The sequence below is a fragment of the Geobacter sp. genome, assembly GCF_030834625.1.
Taxonomy (GTDB): Bacteria; Desulfobacterota; Desulfuromonadia; order Geobacterales; family Geobacteraceae; genus Geobacter.
Map to the genome: position 1 here is coordinate 1 of NZ_JAUQXO010000018.1, position 18,680 is coordinate 18,680.

Here is an 18,680-nt window from a genome sequence, read left to right on the forward strand (position 1 = left end):
AGTCGTTTCAGCGGCTTGTCGAGTGGCAGATCGCGGAGGGCACGCACGGCCTGGTGCCGGTCGGCACGACGGGCGAGAGCCCGACGCTCAGCCACGACGAGCACAAGGAAGTCGTCGAGCTGTGCATCAAGTTCGCCAAGAAGCGCGTGCCGGTAATTGCTGGCGCCGGTTCGAACTCGACTAATGAGGCGATCGACTTCACGCGCCACGCCAAGAAGGCCGGTGCGGACGCCGTGCTGCACTCGACAGGCTACTACAACAAGCCGACCCAGGAAGGGCTCGTCCGCCACTACACCGCCATCGCCGACGCCGTGGCCATCCCCCAGATCCTCTACAACGTGCCGGGGCGCACCGGGGTCAACATGCTCCCCGAGACCGTGGCCCGACTCGCACCCCACACAAACATCGTCGCCATCAAGGAAGCCACCGGCTCGCTCCAGCAGGCCTCGGAGATCCTGGCCCTCTGCGGCGACCAGATCGACGTCCTTTCGGGCGACGACTTCATCACCTTCCCCATGATGGCCTGCGGCGCCAAGGGGGTCATCTCGGTCCTGGCCAACATCATGCCCAAGGCCGTGGCCGACCTGACCGACGCCTTCTACGCCGGCGACCTGGAGAAGGCCCGCCAACTCCACCTCCACACCCTCAAAATCGGCAACGCCATGTTCATCGAGTCGAACCCGATTCCGGTGAAGACCGCCCTAGGCCTCATGGGCAAGTGCCCCGACGAGGTGCGGCTGCCGCTGTGCGAGATGAGCGAGGGGAACAAGGCGAAGCTGGCTACCATCATGAAGGAATACAAGCTGATTTAGTAAAGGCTGAAGGTTGAAGGCTGAAGGTTAAGAAGGGCTGCCGCCGGTAACGTACTATTCAAATTCAAGGCGAATGGCTGACGGTTGGAGGTTTTCACTTCAGTCTTCAGCCTGACGAGGTTTTTATGATCAAGATAGCTGTCTGTGGTGCCGCCGGCCGCATGGGTCAGAGGATTATCGTTGCCGCCAAGGAGGCGGGCTGCACCGTCTCCGGCGCCCTGGAGCGGCCGGGCCACGAACTGGTTGGCCAGGATGCCGGCCTCATCGCCGGTTGCGGCGCCCTGGGCGTGGCCATCTCCGATGACCTCAACGCCGTGGTTGAGGGGTGCGACGTCCTCATCGACTTCACCTCCCCGAAGGTCTCCCTGAAAAACCTGGAAGTCTGCGCCCTCAAGAAGAAGGCCATTGTCATCGGCTCCACCGGATTCACCCCCGAGGAGCGGGCCCTGGCCGCCGAGCTTGCGAAAGATATCCCTGCGGTGCTGGCCCCCAACATGAGCGTCGGCGTCAACGTTTGCTTCAAGATCCTCAAGGACGTGGCCAAGACCCTTGGTGACGACTTCGACGTGGAGATCGTGGAACTGCACCACAACAAGAAGAAGGATGCTCCTTCCGGCACCGCCGTCCGCATGGGCGAGGTGGTGGCCGAGGCCCTGGGCCGCAATTACAACAAGGTGGCCACCTACCACCGCGAGGGGATCTGCGGCGAGCGGACCAAGGAAGAGATCGGCATGCAGACCGTGCGCGGCGGTGACATCGTGGGCGAGCACACCGTCTACTTCATCGGCATGGGTGAGCGGATCGAGATCAGCCACCGGGCCATGACCCGCGACATGTTCTCCCGCGGCTCCGTCCGGGCCGCCCAGTGGGTGGTGGGGAAAGCCCCGGGGCTGTATGACATGCAGGATGTGCTGGGGCTGAAGTAGGAGGCTCTTAATGGAAAACGTCGTTCGGATCATCAACATGAAGGATGACAGGGGTGACCGGGAGTACTGGATGTCAAGGACCCCTGCAGAGCGCATAGAGGCCATCGAGATTCTGCGAGAGCAATACATGAGGTTCACAGGCGATGTTCAGCACGGACTTCAAAGAATTTGCCGAGTTGTTGAACAAACACGGCGTTGAGTATCTGGTTGTAGGAGGATACGCCGTTGGCGTCCATGGCCATCCCCGTTACACCGGTGATATTGACTTCTGGATCCGGTCTGATCGAGCTAACGCAGATCGATTGCTCAAGGCTGTTGCCGATTTCGGACTGACAGTAACCAACATCTCCCTAGAAGAGCTGATCACGCCGGGTAAGGTTTTTCAGCTCGGGCGTCAACCCTACCGCATTGACATCCTCAACACTATCGATGGTGTGGAATTTGCCGGTTGTTATGAACGGCGTGCAATGTTTGAGCTGGAAGGTGTGTCGATTCCCTTCATAGGGCTTGACGATCTGAAACAAAACAAGCGAGCCAGCGGCCGGCATAGGGATCTGGCAGACCTTGAAGTGCTTGAATCAACAATAGAAGAAGGAGAGTAAACGCGTGGCAAAAATCAACGACAACTACCTGAAACTGAAGGCCGGCTACCTCTTCCCCGAGATCGGCCGCCGCGTCCGGGCCTTTGCCGAGGCCAACCCGTCCGCCAAGGTGATCCGCCTCGGCATCGGCGATGTCACCCGCCCCCTGGCCCCGGCCGTCATCAAGGCGTTCCACGCAGCCGTGGACGACCTGGCCACCACCGACAACTTCGCCGGCTACGGCCCGGAGCAAGGGTATGACTGGCTCATCAATGCTATCATCGAGAAGTCCTACAAGCCCCTGGGCGTCGACCTCAAGACCGAGGAGATGTTCATCTCCGACGGCTCCAAGTGCGACTGCGCCAACATCCTTGACATCTTCGCCCTCGACAACGTGGTGGCCATCGGCGACCCGGTCTACCCGGTCTACAACGACACCAACGTCATGATCGGCCGCACCGGCGAGGCGGACGAGAAGGGGTACTACAAAGGTATCGTCTACATGCCGTGCAACGAGGCCAACGGCTTCATTCCCTCGCTCCCCACCGGGAAGGTGGACATTATCTACCTCTGCTTCCCCAACAACCCCACCGGCACCGTGGCTTCCAAGGCCGAGCTGAAGAAGTGGGTCGACTACGCCAATGCCAACGACGCCGTCATCTTCTTCGACGCCGCCTACGAGGCGTTCATCACCGACCCGGCAATCCCCCACTCCATCTACGAGATCGAGGGTGCCAAGAAGTGCGCCATCGAGTTCCGCTCCTTCTCCAAGACCGCCGGCTTCACCGGCGTCCGCTGCGGCCTCGTGGTCGTGCCGGAAGAGGTCATGGGCACCACCAGCACGGGCGAGCGGTACAGCTTCAACAAGCTCTGGCTCCGCCGCACCACCACCAAGTTCAACGGCGCCTCCTACCCGGTGCAGAAGGCCGCCGCCGCCGTCTACTCCGACGAGGGGTGGAAACAGAACAAGGAGATCATCGACTACTACATGGAGAACGCCCGGATCATCCGCGAGGGTCTGAAGGAAGCGGGCCTCACCGTGTACGGCGGCGTCAACGCCCCCTACATCTGGCTCAAAACCCCGGGGGGCATGAGCAGCTGGGACTTCTTCGACAAGCTCCTCACCGAGTGCAACGTGGTGGGGACCCCGGGAAGCGGCTTCGGCCCCAGCGGCGAAGGGTACTTCCGCCTCTCGGCCTTTGGCCACCGCGAGAATGTGATTGAGGCGGTTGAGAGGATCAAGAAGAATCTGAAGTAAATGGTAAAATGGAAGGCGGTCGATAAGGCCGCCTTTTGCATATGGAGCAATTATGCCGACTATAAGCTCTTTTTTCGGAATCCTCATCCGGATGTTCTTCAACGAACATGCGCCGCCGCATTTTCACGCCGAATATGGTGAATACAAGGCCGTTATCAATATTCAGACGCTTGAGGTTATGGAAGGCAAGCTGTCACGCCGTGCTTTGGAACTTGTCCTTGACTGGGCGGAGCTTCACCAGCCAGAATTGATGGAAGACTGGGAACTCTGCCGCAAACATGTTGAGCCTCGCCCCATCGAGCCATTGCAGTAGCCGGAGGTAATGTATGTACTGGGATGTCGTTGAAGCTAAAGTTCTGGGATCTCTGGAGTTTGCCGTGACGTTTGCCGATGGTTTAAGCGGAAAGGTGAAAATTCTCCCGACGCACCTTTACGGCGTTTTTGAAAAGCTCCGTGACCCGGATTTTTTCAAAGAGTTGCGGGTAACGAACGGGTTTGTTTCCTGGCCGGGTGATATCGATATTGCGCCGGACGCAATGTATCACGAGATCAAGAATAAAGGGACGTGGGTGCTGGAATAATGGCAGGTTTCTGGACGAGGTCCCCGAGTATCGGGAGAAGGTCGTCGGGAAGCTCGGGGGAGAATAAGGGACGTGGATGAAAATACAGAAACTGACCACCGAGAACCGCCCCAAGGTCTACGCGCTCTTGCGCCGTGCCTTCCCCGGCAGCGACTACGAGGCCGCGCTGGTACAGAAACTCCACGAGAACGGCAGAGCCGTGCACGAATGGGTCTGCATCCATGTCGGCAAGGTCATCGCCTACATCGCCTTCTCCAATGCCTATCACGGCAACGAAGTCTGCGGGCTCCACCTGGCCCCCATGGCCGTGATGCCCGAATTTCAAAAGCAGGGGGTGGGATTGGAACTGCTCAGGTTCGCCCTGCGGCAGGAGGCGATCACAAGCCAGCCCCTGTTTGTCCTGGGCGAACCCGGCTATTACAAGAGGTTTGGCTTTGAGCCATGCAACATGCCCATCTGCCCCTTTGACAAGGGCAATGCGCATTTCCTGAGCATGCGGAACTCCACCGCCGCCAGCTTTATTGTGGGGTATGAGCCCGAGTTCAAAACCGTTGCGGTGCCGCCCCGCCCTCAGGGCAAAAAGCGCCGGGCACGGTGAGCATCGGGAAGAAAAACTGATTTTTCTGCCGCCAGTTATACCGCGGGGTCAAAAGGAAACAGCATGAAACTTATCGGCGCACCCAAGCTGGTTGTCTGGGCAGAGAAGATCCGCAAGGATCGCCTGAGAGTCTGGGAAGAGACCTCTCCGGAGATATTCAAGGCAATAGAGCCGATCGTGGCCCGCCAGTCGCGTGCCGACTGGTGGATAGCGAACAAGGACAAGGGGCTGGACGCGGTCTGCAAGCAGCTCCTTGGGGGCAAACTCAGATAGCGGGGCCGGACAACTTCGACTAAAGGATGATGACGGGCAGATGCAGCACTTGAAATATCTGGCAGGGTACTCAGAACAGCTGATCGCGCAGGCAGGGCACCTGCTGGCGGAAAACCGGCTGGGCAGCTTCCTGAAGCAGAAATATCCAACAACGCACGATATCAGAACCGACAAGGCGCTCTATGATTTTACCGTAGAGATCAAAAACGCCTTTCTGCGCACCGCGCAGCCCTTGAGTCGGGTGGTTTACGATCCGAAAATCCATGTGATCCAGAATGCCTTGGGGACCCATACGTTTGTGTCGCGGGTCCAGGGTGGCAAGCTCAAGGCAAAGCATGAAATTCGGGTAGCAACAGTTTTCAGGGATGCTCCCGAAGAGTTTCTGAAAATGATCGTTGTGCATGAGCTGGCGCACCTGAAGGAGAAGGAACACAACAAATCCTTTTACAAGCTGTGCGAATACATGGAGCCGGCCTACCATCAGCTGGAGTTTGACACCAGGCTGTTCCTGACCCAGCTTGAGCGGGGAAAAAGAGACACTGATTACCTTACAGCCGCTGCGGCACCGACGTCATGATCGGCAGAGACATCGGCAAAAACTACATTTATTCTGCCGTTTATTTGACGCATATAGCTCCATGTGATAGATAGTTACGTATCATAGTAATCCGGAATTAATATCGGCAATATGTACGACAAAATATCCCACATGGAGCCCCTGCTCCCCGAGCAGACTGCCGACCTTGAGGACATGGCCCGGGAGATCGTCGGCCGCTCGGCCGCCCTCGGCGGCCAGCTGCATCCCCTCAGCCAGCAGCCGGTCGTCGAACTGCTGCGGCTCATCAACAGCTACTACTCCAACCTCATCGAAGGGCACAGCACCCACCCCGTCGACATCGAGCGGGCCATGCGCCGGGATTATGCCGCCGACCCCGCCAGGCGCGACCTGCAGCAGGAAAGCCTCGCCCACATCAACTGCCAGCGGACGATTGAAGAGTGGCTGCAGCGCGAACCCGACCTGAACGTGGCCGGCGCCGAATTCCTCTGCCGGGTGCACAAGCTCTTTTACGACCAGCTTCCGGATGAACTGCGCCGGGTGAAGGACGAAGAGACCGGCGAGATGCTTGAGGTGACCGGCGGCGAGCTGCGCCAGCGCGAGATCCGGGTCGGCCGTCACATCGGACCCCTCGCTTCGGCAATTCCGGCATTTCTCGACCGCTTCGCCGGCTTCTACCGGAGCGGCGCCCACCATGGCGTCATGCCGATCATCGCCGCTGCCGCCTCCCACCACCGCCTCATGTGGATTCACCCCTTCCTCGACGGTAACGGCCGGGTGACGCGCCTGTACACCGACGCCTGCTTCCGCCGGCTTCCCCTGGCGGGATACGGGCTCTGGAACGTGAGCCGCGGCCTGGCGCGGCGGCGCGACGACTACATGGCGGCACTGACTTGGGGGGACGCACCCCGCCGCAACGACTATGACGGCCGGGGGAACCTTTCCAGCGAGGGGCTGCTGCGGTTCTGCCGCTTTTTCCTCGAAGTCTGTCTCGACCAGATCGACTACATGCAGGGCCTCCTGAAGCTGGATGCCCTGCTCGACCGGATTCGCGGCTACGTGCAGCTACGGGGGGCAAAGGTCGCGCCGGCGCCGAAGCCGGACCGTCCACCCCTCAAGCCGGAGGCTGCCCATATGCTGCAGGAGGCGCTGCTCAGGGGCGAAGTGGGCCGCGGCGACATGATCCGGGTTTCCGGCATGGCTGAGCGGACCGGCCGCATGCTGCTGGGGCAGTTGCTGGACGAGGGGCTGCTGGTTTCCAGTATGCCGAAGGGGCCGGTCAGGCTGGCATTGCCGACGTTTGTGGCCGGGTATTTGTTTCCGGACTTGTATCCGGCGCAGATTGTGGGGTAACAGAGTTATTGATTGGTCGACGGAGATGATGCAGGTGGTTGAAGGGGTGGTGTGGAGGGATGGGAGTTGAGTAAGGTGTCTCCAGAACTCCAGTAACGGAAGCCGTTAGAGTGTCTCCACAAAAGGAAGGTTATATGACATCGCAGGAAATCCGATCGCGAATTGAAAGCCTGACGGAGCAACTGGTGGCGAAGTACCATCCGGAGAAGATCATTCTTTTTGGTTCCGCGGCACGCGAGTCGGACGTCATCAACGATGTTGACGTATTCATCGTTAAAGACGATGTCCCGGCTCTCGGCGCGGAGAGAATCCGCTAGTTGTACCGTATGATGGACACTGACCTGCCGGTTGACTATCTGGTCTATCGCCCGTCGGAAGTGGCGGAGCGCCTGGCCTTGGGCGATCCCTTCGTAACAGCGGTATTCAGGGAAGGAAAAGTGCTCCATGGTTGATCCCGCAATGGTCAAGGAATGGCTGAGGCCATGCTATCTGGTTCACTTGCCGACCGAATACACCAGGGAAACGGCGGTGGAAGCTCGTTGTGCGACGGAGAAGATTGCCCAAAAGGTACGGAAAGGTCTGGGGATGTGATGGCTGGTTGGGGAGGGATGGACGCGGGTCCCGGTGATGATCGCATCGAGCTGATCGAGGATACGAAGAATGCGCGTGCAGAGTTTGGCGAGAATTATGGCGCATTCGAGTTCAGGCTCACGCGGGAGCAGGTTGAGGGACTGTTGGCTGGCAAGGTCGTAGCGTTTGATATAAATGGGCGGGAATATGTGGGGTTTTTGTCAGTAACAAACAAATAAGGATGTCCCCGGAATTTGACCCCGAGGTTGACCCTGATTATGGCTGTATTCCACAATAGATGGCTCTTGCTAACTCATCATCGGCATGATATTTCACAGTTTATTTTGAAGATGCGGCCATACTAATAAGGTATTCCATGAACGAAATGATTCCAAATAAGCTTACAGCACGTCTATATTCCTGGCTTTCACGCAAAACCACTCCGTCGGCAATTCGACGAGTCGGCGAACTGCCGCTGGCTATTGGTTCGGATATCGGCGTCGTCCGTACCGAAAACCAGGATCGGGTTGCCGTGCTCCGAATGGAGCTTGGTAGGGGACGTTCCTTCACCGCTGCTGTGCTCTGTGACGGCATGGGAGGAATGGCCGAAGGCTCAGCATGTGCTTCGCAAGCTGTTGCCAGTTTTTTTGCAGCTTGCATCCTTTACCGGGAACTGCCGCTGTCAGCACGTCTTAGTCGTGCCACACAAGAGGCGAACAGCTCAGTTTATGCCGTGTACCACGGGCGGGGCGGCGCCACCCTTTCCGCGATTATTCATGACAGTGCCGATGGCGTTCTTGGCGTGAATATCGGGGATAGCCGGATTTATATCTATCAGGACGGCACACTGGAGCAGCTTTCTGTTGATGATACGATGTTGGGGTTACTCCCCAACAATAAGGATGCTTACCAGCACAGAAACGAGATACTACAATTTATCGGGATGGGCGAGGGCATGGAGCCGCACATTGTGGATATTCCAGCACTGCATGAGTCGATTTTCCTGACCTGTGATGGTGTACATTTTGTCGAAAGGCAGACCATGCAACTGATTGTTGACTCGGCAAAAGACTCTGCTCTTGCCGTCCGAAGGCTTATAGATGTCGCCAAATGGTGCGGCGGGCATGATAACGCCAGTGTCATTGCATTTAAGCCATTTTCCGCTCGATTGCCGTTTTCGAATGATCCGGGAACTGTCCAAGTATGGGACCCGTATGGCGAGTTACAAATCGTGACAGTCGATATGTACAATAACGAACGGATTATGAATAAGCAGTCATGGGAGAAGAAACCAGCTGTGCAAAAGACAGCAGAGGAAGTCGCGCACCCAACACATCTGCTAAAGAAAAAACGACAGGCTAAAAAGAAGGTGACGGAAAAGATTGTTCCGAAGATTGATGATACTGATATTGCGTCGGAACGCCCGCAGTTGAATATCTATTTCAACGCTGACGTCGATAAGGACGGCAACCGTGATTAATCTCCCAAAACGCTATACTCCGCTTGGCGACTCGGACAGTGGCGGTTTCAGCAAAGTAATTTATTGCACGGATAATCATCTAGACAGAAAGGTCGCCATAAAGTTCATCCAGGACGAAAACGAGAAAAAGCTCATCCTAAAAGAATTGCGCGCCTTGCTGAAGATGCGTTCCAAACATGTTGTACAGGTCTATGACATTGTAAAGGGTGAAAATGACTCACTAGGCATCGTAGAAGAGTTTATTGAAGGGGATCTTCTGTGGGACAGCGATTACCCGCAGCAATCCGCCGATAATTATCTGAAGACGCTCTGGCAGATTGCTTCGGGAATCGCGGATATTCACAAAGCCGGAGTGATTCATCGGGATATCAAGCCCAACAATATGAAGCTCGATGCCGAAGGGATCGTGAAAATTTTCGATTTCGGTCTGGCAAAACAAGAGGGGCTTGACGCCAAAACCAAAGGATTTAAAGGTACATATGGTTTTGCCGCCCCTGAGCTTTTTGGAGATTCCACCATCCCCATTACACTAGCCATCGATACCTACGCCTTCGGGGCAACGGCGATTTTCCTCGCCTGCCATGATTTGCCGGTCTGTATGAAAAAACTCCCCCCGCAACCGATAACCGATGATCAGTTTTCACCTTTGCCGGTTACAATGCCTACAGAACTGATCAGCCTGCTGAATGCGTGCCTCGCCTATAATCCTGCGGATCGGCCGACAATGGAAATCGTACGGGATGAACTTGCACGGCATTTATTGCGTGGGAAACATAGGGCCTTGGCAGTGTACAAAGGCACAACGTATATTATCAAGACAGACAATCCATCCGCTGGGCTCGATTACCCCGGTGTGGGGAACATTGAAATTATGTACACCGGGTTGAAGTTCATTGTGTATATAGCAACCGGTGAGGTGTACATCAATAATAACCCAGCTGTCCCCGGTGAGGAAATCCCCGGTTCTTGTGTCGTAGCACTCGGTGGGGCGCATAGAGGCAGCAGCCGCGCCTATATAACCTTTGATGTCTCGAATCCGGAGGTTGTGCTATGAGCGGCCCACATAAAGCAGGTGATCTCATTCAGGAGCGTTACGAAGTAATCGATGATGCAGGTGAAGGGGGTATGCAGTTTGTTTATGCCGCTAAGGATCTTGAACTAAAAAGGAACGTAGCTCTCAAAACTCCCAAGAATGATTCCGCCAAAAAACGCTTCCAGCGTAGTGCCATAGTTTCTGCTAGAGTGAACCATCCCAATGTTGCAAAGACCCTTGATTATCTGGAATACGATAAGCGCCAGTATCTTGTCGAAGAATTGATTGAAGGCACGGATATGGATAAGGCACTCCTGAAAAAAGCGAAGTATCTGGATCCTTATCTCGCGGCACGAATTTTTCACTATCTAGCCAAGGGCCTGGCCGCATCGCACCATGCCGGAGTGATTCACCGCGATCTCAAACCATCCAATGTTATGGTGACGGGCGGGTTTCAACTGAGCTCTATCAAGATTACCGATTTCGGCATTGCCAAAATGGCGGACGAGGAAATTGCTGAAGTTGTCGAGGGTGGTGGCGAATCGATTTCCGCGTCAAGAACTGTTGTCGGGGCGCTCCCGTATATGGCGCCTGAGGCGATTGAGACTCCAAGAGAAGTTGGTAAACCTGCCGATGTTTGGTCGATAGGGGCGATGATGTATGAACTGCTGGCCGGTAACGTACCATATGGTAAAGGTTTGCCAGCTGTTACCAAAATTATGGAGGCAAAACCTCCTGGGTTTCCAACTTTCATGACGTCTAACCCCCAGTTTGCTACGCTTTCCAACCAATTAATACAAATTGTATTGCAATGTCTGCAAAAAAACCCGACCGCTCGCCCCACAGCGGATGTCATCGTTGAACAATGCAATACTCTTTGTTATCCGGTGGAACACCGATGTTTCGGTACAGTTCATAAGATGCCTAACCAGCATTGGGGGTTTATTAATGTTAATGGTGAGGATGTCTTCTTTCATAAGGATTGTGTTTATGGAGACAAGCCTGTTATCGGTGATAGTGTTATGTTGTCGACGTTTCGTGGAGGTGGGGCTAGGAGGGCGCTACCTGTAGTGAAGGTACAGTAAAGAGAGAAATTCCAGGGACAAGGCAGAAGAATTCCGGGGACTTCATATTTAATTTAAAAATTGCAGGAGTTCAGAATATGGAAGTCAACCCGCGCTGGCTGCGCAATCTGCTCACCAAACGAACCGACGAAATTGAAAAGAGCGTGGCCGGCACCGGCTATTTGGCAAAGACGGTCATCGGTGTCGGCACCGCCTTTATTGTTTCATGACTAGCAGGCTGCTTTAAGAAAGAAAAACTCGTTTTCGTTGCATAGCATTCTTGACTAATAAACGATAAGGCTTTAAAGTTTATTTGCTGCTTGCGTAATGAAACGATCGTTACGTAGCACCCTGGGTCGGGAAAAACGAAAAACGTGTAAGGTTTAGCGGGAGCTGCAATGTTTACCGAGGTATCCCCGCGTGGCGGCAGGCTGGTCGTGCAGCAGAAAGGACCGGACGGCTACTGCACCTTTGTTCCAAATCCGCTGCCGCCTGTACCGCCACTGCAGATCGACGACGAGATGGGCCGTTTAATGGAGCGGGCCAATCGGGCGCTGGGGCGTTTGGACGGCAGCACCTACACCCTCCCCAACCCAGATCTCTTTCTCTACATGTACGTCCGCAAGGAGGCGGTTCTCAGCTCTCAAATTGAGGGGACCCAGGCGTCATTGGATGATCTACTGGAGTATGAAGGCGAGATTGAGGGTAAGAGCTCACCGGAGGACATCAACGAGGTGTCCAACTATGTCGCCGCCATGAATTACGGGCTGCAGCGGTTGCGAGAGCTCCCCTTGAGCCTGCGGCTGATCAAGGAGATTCATGCCCGCCTGATGACCGGGACCCGTGGCGGGCACAAGAGCCCTGGTGAGTTCCGCACGACCCAGAACTGGATCGGTGGCACCATGCCGAGCAATGCCGCCTTCGTACCGCCACCCCCCCATGAAGTGCTGCCGTGTCTGGGTGAACTGGAAAAATTCCTCCACAATGAGTCGATTCCTCCGCTGCTCAAGGCCGGCTTGGCCCACGCCCAGTTCGAAACCATCCACCCCTTTCTGGACGGAAATGGCCGAATGGGGCGGCTGTTGATCGCTTTTATCCTCTGCCATGACCAGGTTCTGGAAAGGCCGCTGTTGTACCTGAGCCTTTTTTTCAAGAAGCATCGCCAGGAGTATTACGAACGGCTCAACGCCGTCAGGAAGGATGGCGACTGGGAAGGGTGGATCAAGTATTATCTGCAAGGCGTCTATGAAATCTCGAAGCAGGCAACTGATGCCGCCAAGGCAATAATGGATTTGCAGGCCTCTGACCGGCAGAAACTGTCAGGATTGGGAAAGGCGGCGCCCACGGCCATGGCGCTGCTCGATCTGCTCTATCGCCGTCCCTATGTCAGTATCGCTATTGTGGCACGTGAGCTCGGTATCAGCTTGCCGGCAGCAGGCAAGGCGGTTAATAATCTGGCTGAACTCGGAATTCTTAGGGAAGTGAGCGGCAAAAAGCGGGATCGGGTGTTTCTCCATGAGGAATACTTATCAATCATTAGAGAAGGGACGGAACTGTACGGTTAGGAAATCAAAAGGCGGCCAATCGGCCGCCTTTATTGTTTTGTGGCGCTTTCCCGGTTTCAGTGAATAAAACTGAATAACGTTTTGTCTTCCCGTTCCGGCGGGGGTATGGCCCCCTTGCCATGCGCCACCAGTTTCATCAGCCAGGCCATGTTCTTCCCCAGCACCCGCATGATCTGCACCCCTTCCAGGTCCTGGACCACTTCTCCTGGTGTTCGTCCATGAATTACGTTCCAGTAGTTGGAGGTCGGCAGCAGCATCTCGGCATAGTTGAGGAAGTTGTTCAGCTGGTCGAAGGTCGGCAGACCGCCGGAGCGCCGCACCGCCACCACCGCGGCGCCCACCTTGTGACGAAGCATGCCGTCATTGACGCTGGTGACGAAGAAGGCGCGATCCAGGAACGATTTCATGGTCCCGCCGATGGCGGAGTAGTGCACCGGGGAGCCGAGGATGATCCCGTCCGCCTGCTTCATCTGCTGGATCCACTCATTGACCTCGTCGCCGGGGAGCACGCATTGCTCATTCTTGTTCTTGGCGCACTGGTAACAGGCAATGCACCCCCTGACCGCCTTGTTCCCCACCTGGATGATCTCGGTTTCGATCCCCTCCCGTTCCAGCTCCGCAGTCACCATTTTCAGCGCATGCCAGGTGTTCCCTTCCTTGTTGGGGCTGCCGTTGAATGCCACGACGTTCATACGTTCTCCTTTGTCATAAGATAACCTGGTGCTCCTTCTTGGTTGCTGGTTCATCCGGCGAGCCGGACATGGTGACGGTATCGTTGGGAGATTATGGTTTCGTGAGGACGGTGCTGAAGAGGGTGTCGATGAAGTCCCGCACCGGTTGGGGCGATCTCATTACTTTGGCGCTGAGGATGGCCCCCTCCCAGCCGGAAAAGATAAATCCGGCAATGACGTGGGGGTCATAGGATCGGGGGAGCTCTCCCGCCTGCTGGGCTTCACTGATGCAGACGGCAAAACGCTCTCGCCAGGAGTGGATGATTTCGTCGAGGCGGCCGCGCAGCCGGTCATTCCGGGCGGCCAACTCCTGCCCCAGATCGCCAATCAGGCAGCCGACCGTGCACTGGTGATCCGCCAGCTGGGTCAGACCCCGTTCGAGAAAAATCCTCAGCCGCTCCAGCGGAGTTGCCGATTCATCCGCCAGGAAAACGTCCAGCCGGGCCAGAAAACGGCCGGCAAAGGCCTCGATGACTGCCAGGCCGAATTCTTCCTTGCTGCCGAAGTGGTGGTAGAAGCAGCCTTTTGGCACCCCTGCCTGCTTCAGCACGGTGTCGATGCCGGTGGCGTTGTACCCGCAGGTGGCAAACAACTGCATACCTGCCGTTATCAACTCTGCTCGTGTGTCGCGTCTGGTCATGGATACATGCTAGACAGATCGGTCTAGTTTGGTCAAGGTTTTTTTCTCGTCCTCATCGGATCTTGCAAACATGACCCCACTATGTTCTTGTTGTATCCCCCTCGCATTTAAATCGAAGGGGTCAGCCATTCCGGTCACATGGTCGATGTCCTTGCCGGCTTGCAACCCGTCCCGACGCCATGCTGGCGCTCCTGGCCTCCCTCAGACCCCACCTGCAAAAGATCCTCGGTCCCTACCAGGGAGGCTACGGGAGATAGGCACAGAGATCCGTCACGATAACTCCGGGAACGACATGCGGCGACCAGTGCGTCGCGTTCTCCGGATCTGAGCTTGTAATTTCGATGCGAGCTGGGCCACAATGACCCCGGACATAATTCCGGGGGCACCATATTCAATTTGAAGAATGCAGGAGATCAAACTATGGAAGTCAACCTGCGCTGGCTGCGCAATCTGCTCACCAAACGAACCGACGAAATTGAAAAGAGCGTGGCCGGCACCGGCTATCTGGCAAAGACGGTCATCGGCGTCGGCACCTTCTTGCTCGACAACGAAGGGAACCTCGATCTGCTGACCGCAAAACAACGGGCCACCTTTGAAAAATTTCTGAAGCCGCTCCTGGAAGCGCCTCGCCGGTAACCGGCCATCGCGGTCGCCCGAAATCCGGGGACATCCACTCACTTCGAAAGGCGGCCAAACGGCCGCCTTCGCTGTGTCCGCTCTTGAAATTTGACGGCTAACTGAACCACAATGGTTGTCGTGGGCAGGACAGGGCAGAGGCGTAACGCGAGGTAAGATCAAACATGTTCGACGGGATTTTTTGGGACAACGACGGGGTGCTGATGGAGACCGAGCACCTCTACTATCAGGCCAATGCCGAGGCCCTGGCGGGGGTGGGGGTGGAGCTGTCCCTTGACGACTTCTGCCGGATATCCCTGCGCCAGGGGGAGAGCGTGCTCGACCTGGTCGCCGGCCCGGGACAGAGCTCCCGTGAAGCAGGGGAGTTGCGCCGGGTCAGGGATGAGATCTATTTCCGGCTTCTGGGGGCGGAGGCGCGGGTGATGCCGGGTGTCCGGGAAACCCTGGAGCGGCTCTATGGCCGACTTCCCATGGCGATCGTTACCAGCTGTCGTCGCGAGAATTTTCTCCAGACACATCGGGCGAGCGGACTTCTCAGCTACTTCGATTTCATCCTTACCCGGGAGGATTACGGCGCGTCGAAGCCCGATCCGGAGCCATACCGGACCGCCTGCGCCCGGGCCGGGCTCGATCCTGGCCGTTGTCTGGCAATAGAGGATTCGGAACGGGGGGTTATCTCCGCAGTTCGAGCCGGTCTTGCCGTCGCCGCGATCCCCGGTCACATGAATCGGGGGGGCGATTTTGGCGCCGCCCGCTGGCTTCTGGACAGCGTCCACGATCTGCCGGCGCTCCTGTGCCTCTAAGCAAGGGGGAAGGGGCGACCAAACGGCCGCCTCCGCTGTTTGGGGAGCAGATCCACCACTGCAGGAATTCAGAGCGGCACCTCATCGACCACATCAGCTGCGTGTCGATTCCGTTGTGGATCGTATTGCCGACCCCCGGAACGATTGGGATTACCGCGCCGGTCACCCGCATGGGGACCCCTGTAATACCAGAAGCATTCCCATAAGAATCAGTAGTCGTATCATCAGTTGTCTCCCCGCTCTGCCAATTGGTGGCAGCGCCCAGTATACCCCACAGAAAAAAAAGAGATTAACGCTTTTATGAGGCGATGGCGTAGGCCTCCGAGGCGATAACGAAACTCTCCTCGTCGACCGCCAGGGGGTGGGCGCTGTGCCCGATCAGTTCATAGAGGCGCTGGTAACGCTCTACTTCGGCATGTTGCGAGGTCTTACGGCCGTAGTATTTTCCGGGCTGGGTGAAGACGTCGGTCACCACCTGGTCGTCGTAGATGGCGAAATTGAATGAACCGGTGGTATCCCGGCCGTTGATGTCGCTTGCCGCGGGAAGCTCATCGCGGAAGGCGAAATCCGGGGACACCTGCTCAATGCAAAAGGCAGCCAATGGGCTGCCTTTCCTGTTTCTGCGCGGAAGTACCCAGGCAGCCGCGCTGCAAACGCATCTGCGCCGGATACTTTGGAGGTGATATAATCAGTAGCAAAGGAGTCAAGAGAGTTAAGGGACTCGGAACAAACAAATATACCGTTTTACATCTCATCTTCAGGCCATCTTTGCCGCCCCCTCAATCGCAAAATCCTCGACGTAGCCCTGCTACGCCTGCGGTTTTGCTCAATCGGGAGCGACAAATCTGACCCAAATCTGAGCGTAAAAACTTGGTATATCAGTTTATTCCAAGTCCCTAAAGGAGTGGGTGATCATCATGAAAGCGATTCGAGTCCATGAATTTGGCGAACCGGAAGTTATGGGGCTTGAAGAGGTTGCCCCCCTGACCCCGGGGCCGGCGGAAGTCGTGATCAGGCTGCACGCCGTCGGCGTGAACCCGGTTGATACCTATATCCGTTCCGGTCAGTACCGTCCCGATCTGAAACTCCCCTACACGCCCGGTTTCGACGGGGCCGGCGTCATCAGCGCCGTCGGCTCGGAAGTCAGGCACCGGCATGTGGGCGAGCGTGTCTATGTCGCCTGGTCCCTCAGCGGCACGTATGCGGAAGAGGTGCTCTGCAAGGAGTTCCAGACTCATCCGCTCCCTGAAGGAATCAGCTTCGGCCAGGGTGCGGCCATCGGTGTCCCCTATGGCGCCGCATTTCGGGCGCTGTTCCAGCGTGCCCACGGGGTGGCGGGGGAATCGGTGCTGGTCCATGGCGCCAGTGGCGGGGTGGGTATCGCGGCGGTGCAGCTTGCCCGGGGAGCCGGACTGCGGGTGATCGGCACCGCCGGCACGGAGAAGGGGGAAGCGCTGGTGCTGGCCCAGGGTGCCCACCATGTCCTGAATCACCGCACCGAGGGGTATCTGGGCAGAGTGCAGGAGCTCACCTGCGGCAAGGGTGTCGATGTCATCCTGGAAATGCTCGCCAACGTGAACCTTGACCGTGACCTTGAGGTGCTGGCAAAGGGGGGACGGGTGGTGGTGATCGGCAGCCGCGGCCGGGTGGAGATCGATCCGCGTACCGCCATGGGGAAGGAAGCCGCCATCCTCGGCATGATCCTCTTCAACGCCAGCGACAGGGAGCTGGCCAGCATGCATGCAGCCTTTGGCGAAGGGCTTGCCAACGGCACCCTCCGGCCGGTGGTGGGCAGGGAGCTGCCCCTTGCCGATGCGGCAGAGGCCCACCACGCCGTCGTGGAGTCGAGCACCTTCGGCAAGATCGTGCTGATTCCGTGAGTGGGGCAGACCGGAGTTTCTTGCCCGCCTTCTGGGGGCTCCACGAAAATGCGACGGGGGGATTGTGACGTCTCCATTCCTGTTGAGAATTGCCAGTTACGTCGCAGTCCTGACGGGTCTCCTTTTCTGCGAGCGGGTTGCACCCTTCGCCGCGCCGGAGCAGAGAAAACCGTTCCGCGTCCGGTTCCACGTTGGCATCAGCATTGCCAACAGCCTTATCCTCTACCTCCTCATATCGTGGCCCACCTTTACGGCCCTCACCTACGCGCAGGGCCATAACATCGGGCTGAGCAGAGTTCTCGGCCTCTCCGGGTGGCGCGAGATCGTCGCGACGGTGATCGTCTTCGACCTGTGGGACTACGGAATGCACCTGGCAAACCACCGGATCGGTCTTCTGTGGCGCTTCCACAAGGCTCACCACAGCGACATGGAGATCGACGTCACCACCGCCTCTCGGTTCCACATCGGCGAGCTGATCATTTCGGGGGGCGTCAAGTGCCTCGTCATCCTTCTCTGGGGGCCGTCGCTCTGGGGACTCGTCGCCTTCGACATGCTCCTCACCACCTTTTCCCAGTTCCACCACAGCAACGTCGCCATTCCGCTCGGCATCCAGGACACGCTGGAGCGGGTCATCGTCACCCCCCGGATGCACCGCTGCCACCACTCCCTCCACCGGGAGTGCTATGTTGCCAACTTTTCGGCGATATTCAGTGTCTGGGACAGGATTTTCCGGAGCCATCACTGGGCGAGGGGCGTGGATGAACTTGAGCGGGTGGGGCTGGTGAAGCCGAGGGGGGAGGAGACGATGCGGCTCAGGGCGTTTCTCCTCACCCCCTTCGTGAAGGGATGACACCGATCCGTTACCTGATTTCCTTCAGTTCCGTCCCTTCGTAGGTGTAGCGCGGCTCGCCGTTCAGCTTGTGGATCCTTGTATCGATCACCTCCAGCGTGCCGCTTTTCTCCACCATCCAGAAATCGATGTCGAGGACGTTCTTGCTGTCCACCTCCTTGAAGTCGGAGCAGGTGAAGTAGATGGTTTTTCCTTCCTTCTCGAACTTCCGGACCGGGTCGTGGATCTTGGCGAGCTTCAGTTTCCACTCCTTGTTCAGCTTGTCGTCCTTGATGACGAAGACCCCGTTGGTGGCCTTGGCCGCGGCCTTCACGTGCTCTTTTATCGACTTCTTGACGACCTTGGCGGTGATTGCCTTGCCTTTTTTCTCAACCTTTACGCCCGGATGCTCGACCGCATTTCCCGGGTGTTCCGCCGCCATTGCCGGTCCGGAAACGAGCAGCGTCGCCAGCGACAACGTCAGGGCATGTGCCAGATACCGTTTCATGTC

The 18,680-nt window shown here is 57.0% G+C and carries 26 protein-coding genes; 22 read left to right on the top strand and 4 right to left on the bottom strand.

The window, feature by feature from the left end:
- The 18 genes from dapA to RCH91_RS04040 all read left to right on the top strand — a co-directional run.
- On the top strand, positions 1-812 hold an 812-nt coding region (dapA, locus tag RCH91_RS03955; RefSeq protein WP_306533252.1), incomplete at its 5' end, for a 4-hydroxy-tetrahydrodipicolinate synthase.
- A 125-nt stretch (positions 813-937) separates the two neighbouring features.
- A complete protein-coding gene (gene dapB, locus RCH91_RS03960) occupies positions 938-1,738 on the top strand; it encodes a 4-hydroxy-tetrahydrodipicolinate reductase (RefSeq protein ID WP_306533253.1) in 801 nt (266 codons plus the stop codon).
- Between the two features lie 143 nt (positions 1,739-1,881).
- Entirely contained in the window at positions 1,882-2,340 is a 459-nt protein-coding gene (locus RCH91_RS03965) for a nucleotidyltransferase (RefSeq protein WP_306533254.1), read from the top strand.
- Between the two features lie 4 nt (positions 2,341-2,344).
- Positions 2,345-3,577 carry an LL-diaminopimelate aminotransferase gene (locus RCH91_RS03970; RefSeq protein ID WP_306533255.1) on the top strand — a complete coding sequence of 411 codons (1,233 nt, stop codon included), beginning with the start codon at positions 2,345-2,347 and terminating at the stop codon, positions 3,575-3,577.
- 52 nt (positions 3,578-3,629) lie between these two features.
- Positions 3,630-3,890, top strand: a complete 261-nt coding sequence (locus tag RCH91_RS03975; RefSeq protein WP_306533256.1) for a DUF4160 domain-containing protein — start codon at positions 3,630-3,632, stop codon at positions 3,888-3,890.
- Positions 3,891-3,903: 13 nt separating this feature from the next.
- Positions 3,904-4,158, top strand: a complete 255-nt coding sequence (locus tag RCH91_RS03980) for a DUF2442 domain-containing protein (protein WP_306533257.1) — start codon at positions 3,904-3,906, stop codon at positions 4,156-4,158.
- A 76-nt stretch (positions 4,159-4,234) separates the two neighbouring features.
- Positions 4,235-4,756, top strand: coding sequence for a GNAT family N-acetyltransferase (locus RCH91_RS03985; protein WP_306533258.1), 522 nt, complete (start codon positions 4,235-4,237; stop codon positions 4,754-4,756).
- Positions 4,757-4,819: 63 nt separating this feature from the next.
- Positions 4,820-5,029 carry a hypothetical protein gene (locus RCH91_RS03990; protein ID WP_306533259.1) on the top strand — a complete coding sequence of 70 codons (210 nt, stop codon included), beginning with the start codon at positions 4,820-4,822 and terminating at the stop codon, positions 5,027-5,029.
- Between the two features lie 40 nt (positions 5,030-5,069).
- A complete protein-coding gene (locus RCH91_RS03995; RefSeq protein ID WP_306533260.1) occupies positions 5,070-5,606 on the top strand; it encodes a M48 family metallopeptidase in 537 nt (178 codons plus the stop codon).
- Between the two features lie 111 nt (positions 5,607-5,717).
- Positions 5,718-6,938 carry a Fic family protein gene (locus RCH91_RS04000; protein WP_306533261.1) on the top strand — a complete coding sequence of 407 codons (1,221 nt, stop codon included), beginning with the start codon at positions 5,718-5,720 and terminating at the stop codon, positions 6,936-6,938.
- A gap of 134 nt (positions 6,939-7,072) precedes the next feature.
- Positions 7,073-7,255, top strand: coding sequence for a hypothetical protein (locus RCH91_RS04005; protein WP_306533262.1), 183 nt, complete (start codon positions 7,073-7,075; stop codon positions 7,253-7,255).
- Positions 7,256-7,264: 9 nt separating this feature from the next.
- Positions 7,265-7,390 carry a hypothetical protein gene (locus RCH91_RS04010; RefSeq protein ID WP_306533263.1) on the top strand — a complete coding sequence of 42 codons (126 nt, stop codon included), beginning with the start codon at positions 7,265-7,267 and terminating at the stop codon, positions 7,388-7,390.
- 138 nt (positions 7,391-7,528) lie between these two features.
- Entirely contained in the window at positions 7,529-7,747 is a 219-nt protein-coding gene (locus RCH91_RS04015) for a hypothetical protein (RefSeq protein WP_306533264.1), read from the top strand.
- Positions 7,748-7,884: 137 nt separating this feature from the next.
- Complete coding sequence (locus RCH91_RS04020; RefSeq protein WP_306533265.1) at positions 7,885-8,988, top strand: PP2C family serine/threonine-protein phosphatase; 1,104 nt, start codon at positions 7,885-7,887, stop codon at positions 8,986-8,988.
- Positions 8,981-10,042 (top strand): serine/threonine-protein kinase, encoded by a 1,062-nt coding sequence (locus RCH91_RS04025; protein WP_306533266.1) that lies wholly within the window; start codon positions 8,981-8,983, stop codon positions 10,040-10,042. Before RCH91_RS04020 ends, RCH91_RS04025 begins: the two co-directional genes overlap by 8 nt.
- Positions 10,039-11,106, top strand: coding sequence for a serine/threonine-protein kinase (locus RCH91_RS04030; RefSeq protein WP_306533267.1), 1,068 nt, complete (start codon positions 10,039-10,041; stop codon positions 11,104-11,106). The genes RCH91_RS04025 and RCH91_RS04030 overlap by 4 nt, the downstream gene beginning before the upstream one ends.
- A 77-nt stretch (positions 11,107-11,183) precedes the next feature.
- Positions 11,184-11,315 carry a hypothetical protein gene (locus RCH91_RS04035; protein ID WP_306533268.1) on the top strand — a complete coding sequence of 44 codons (132 nt, stop codon included), beginning with the start codon at positions 11,184-11,186 and terminating at the stop codon, positions 11,313-11,315.
- A gap of 168 nt (positions 11,316-11,483) precedes the next feature.
- Positions 11,484-12,650 carry a Fic family protein gene (locus tag RCH91_RS04040; protein ID WP_306533269.1) on the top strand — a complete coding sequence of 389 codons (1,167 nt, stop codon included), beginning with the start codon at positions 11,484-11,486 and terminating at the stop codon, positions 12,648-12,650.
- 56 nt (positions 12,651-12,706) lie between these two features.
- Here the strand turns inward: RCH91_RS04040 and RCH91_RS04045 are convergent, their stop codons facing one another.
- Both RCH91_RS04045 and RCH91_RS04050 read right to left on the bottom strand, forming a co-directional pair.
- Complete coding sequence (locus RCH91_RS04045; protein WP_306533270.1) at positions 12,707-13,342, bottom strand: flavodoxin family protein; 636 nt, start codon at positions 13,340-13,342, stop codon at positions 12,707-12,709.
- 91 nt (positions 13,343-13,433) lie between these two features.
- Positions 13,434-14,021 carry a TetR/AcrR family transcriptional regulator gene (locus RCH91_RS04050; protein WP_306533271.1) on the bottom strand — a complete coding sequence of 196 codons (588 nt, stop codon included), beginning with the start codon at positions 14,019-14,021 and terminating at the stop codon, positions 13,434-13,436.
- A gap of 420 nt (positions 14,022-14,441) precedes the next feature.
- On the opposite strand from RCH91_RS04050, the gene RCH91_RS04055 reads away from it, so the two are divergent.
- Both RCH91_RS04055 and RCH91_RS04060 read left to right on the top strand, forming a co-directional pair.
- Positions 14,442-14,657, top strand: coding sequence for a hypothetical protein (locus tag RCH91_RS04055; protein WP_306533272.1), 216 nt, complete (start codon positions 14,442-14,444; stop codon positions 14,655-14,657).
- A 164-nt stretch (positions 14,658-14,821) separates the two neighbouring features.
- Entirely contained in the window at positions 14,822-15,460 is a 639-nt protein-coding gene (locus RCH91_RS04060; RefSeq protein WP_306533273.1) for an HAD family phosphatase, read from the top strand.
- Positions 15,461-15,758: 298 nt separating this feature from the next.
- Here the strand turns inward: RCH91_RS04060 and RCH91_RS04065 are convergent, their stop codons facing one another.
- Positions 15,759-16,061 (bottom strand): hypothetical protein, encoded by a 303-nt coding sequence (locus RCH91_RS04065; protein ID WP_306533274.1) that lies wholly within the window; start codon positions 16,059-16,061, stop codon positions 15,759-15,761.
- 316 nt (positions 16,062-16,377) lie between these two features.
- Here RCH91_RS04065 and RCH91_RS04070 point away from each other — a divergent pair, with 316 nt between their 5' ends.
- Positions 16,378-17,340, top strand: a complete 963-nt coding sequence (locus RCH91_RS04070) for an NADPH:quinone reductase (protein WP_306533275.1) — start codon at positions 16,378-16,380, stop codon at positions 17,338-17,340.
- 64 nt (positions 17,341-17,404) lie between these two features.
- Entirely contained in the window at positions 17,405-18,190 is a 786-nt protein-coding gene (locus tag RCH91_RS04075) for a sterol desaturase family protein (protein WP_306533276.1), read from the top strand.
- A gap of 10 nt (positions 18,191-18,200) precedes the next feature.
- On the opposite strand, the gene RCH91_RS04080 is transcribed toward RCH91_RS04075, so the two are convergent.
- Positions 18,201-18,677, bottom strand: a complete 477-nt coding sequence (locus RCH91_RS04080; protein WP_306533277.1) for a hypothetical protein — start codon at positions 18,675-18,677, stop codon at positions 18,201-18,203.
- Positions 18,678-18,680: the final 3 nt, after the last annotated feature.

What these genes read in the sequence shown, in the direction of transcription:
- dapB (WP_306533253.1), top strand. Translation starts at nt 938, where the DNA reads ATGATCAAGATAGCTGTCTGTGGTGCCGCCGGCCGCATGGGTCAGAGG.
- RCH91_RS03965 (WP_306533254.1), top strand. Translation starts at nt 1,882, where the DNA reads ATGTTCAGCACGGACTTCAAAGAATTTGCCGAGTTGTTGAACAAACAC.
- RCH91_RS03975 (WP_306533256.1), top strand. Translation starts at nt 3,630, where the DNA reads ATGCCGACTATAAGCTCTTTTTTCGGAATCCTCATCCGGATGTTCTTC.
- RCH91_RS03980 (WP_306533257.1), top strand. Translation starts at nt 3,904, where the DNA reads ATGTACTGGGATGTCGTTGAAGCTAAAGTTCTGGGATCTCTGGAGTTT.
- RCH91_RS03985 (WP_306533258.1), top strand. Translation starts at nt 4,235, where the DNA reads ATGAAAATACAGAAACTGACCACCGAGAACCGCCCCAAGGTCTACGCG.
- RCH91_RS03990 (WP_306533259.1), top strand. Translation starts at nt 4,820, where the DNA reads ATGAAACTTATCGGCGCACCCAAGCTGGTTGTCTGGGCAGAGAAGATC.
- RCH91_RS03995 (WP_306533260.1), top strand. Translation starts at nt 5,070, where the DNA reads ATGCAGCACTTGAAATATCTGGCAGGGTACTCAGAACAGCTGATCGCG.
- RCH91_RS04000 (WP_306533261.1), top strand. Translation starts at nt 5,718, where the DNA reads ATGTACGACAAAATATCCCACATGGAGCCCCTGCTCCCCGAGCAGACT.
- RCH91_RS04005 (WP_306533262.1), top strand. Translation starts at nt 7,073, where the DNA reads ATGACATCGCAGGAAATCCGATCGCGAATTGAAAGCCTGACGGAGCAA.
- RCH91_RS04010 (WP_306533263.1), top strand. Translation starts at nt 7,265, where the DNA reads ATGATGGACACTGACCTGCCGGTTGACTATCTGGTCTATCGCCCGTCG.
- RCH91_RS04015 (WP_306533264.1), top strand. Translation starts at nt 7,529, where the DNA reads ATGGCTGGTTGGGGAGGGATGGACGCGGGTCCCGGTGATGATCGCATC.
- RCH91_RS04020 (WP_306533265.1), top strand. Translation starts at nt 7,885, where the DNA reads ATGAACGAAATGATTCCAAATAAGCTTACAGCACGTCTATATTCCTGG.
- RCH91_RS04030 (WP_306533267.1), top strand. Translation starts at nt 10,039, where the DNA reads ATGAGCGGCCCACATAAAGCAGGTGATCTCATTCAGGAGCGTTACGAA.
- RCH91_RS04035 (WP_306533268.1), top strand. Translation starts at nt 11,184, where the DNA reads ATGGAAGTCAACCCGCGCTGGCTGCGCAATCTGCTCACCAAACGAACC.
- RCH91_RS04040 (WP_306533269.1), top strand. Translation starts at nt 11,484, where the DNA reads ATGTTTACCGAGGTATCCCCGCGTGGCGGCAGGCTGGTCGTGCAGCAG.
- RCH91_RS04045 (WP_306533270.1), bottom strand. Translation starts at nt 13,342, where the DNA reads ATGAACGTCGTGGCATTCAACGGCAGCCCCAACAAGGAAGGGAACACC.
- RCH91_RS04050 (WP_306533271.1), bottom strand. Translation starts at nt 14,021, where the DNA reads ATGACCAGACGCGACACACGAGCAGAGTTGATAACGGCAGGTATGCAG.
- RCH91_RS04055 (WP_306533272.1), top strand. Translation starts at nt 14,442, where the DNA reads ATGGAAGTCAACCTGCGCTGGCTGCGCAATCTGCTCACCAAACGAACC.
- RCH91_RS04060 (WP_306533273.1), top strand. Translation starts at nt 14,822, where the DNA reads ATGTTCGACGGGATTTTTTGGGACAACGACGGGGTGCTGATGGAGACC.
- RCH91_RS04070 (WP_306533275.1), top strand. Translation starts at nt 16,378, where the DNA reads ATGAAAGCGATTCGAGTCCATGAATTTGGCGAACCGGAAGTTATGGGG.
- RCH91_RS04080 (WP_306533277.1), bottom strand. Translation starts at nt 18,677, where the DNA reads ATGAAACGGTATCTGGCACATGCCCTGACGTTGTCGCTGGCGACGCTG.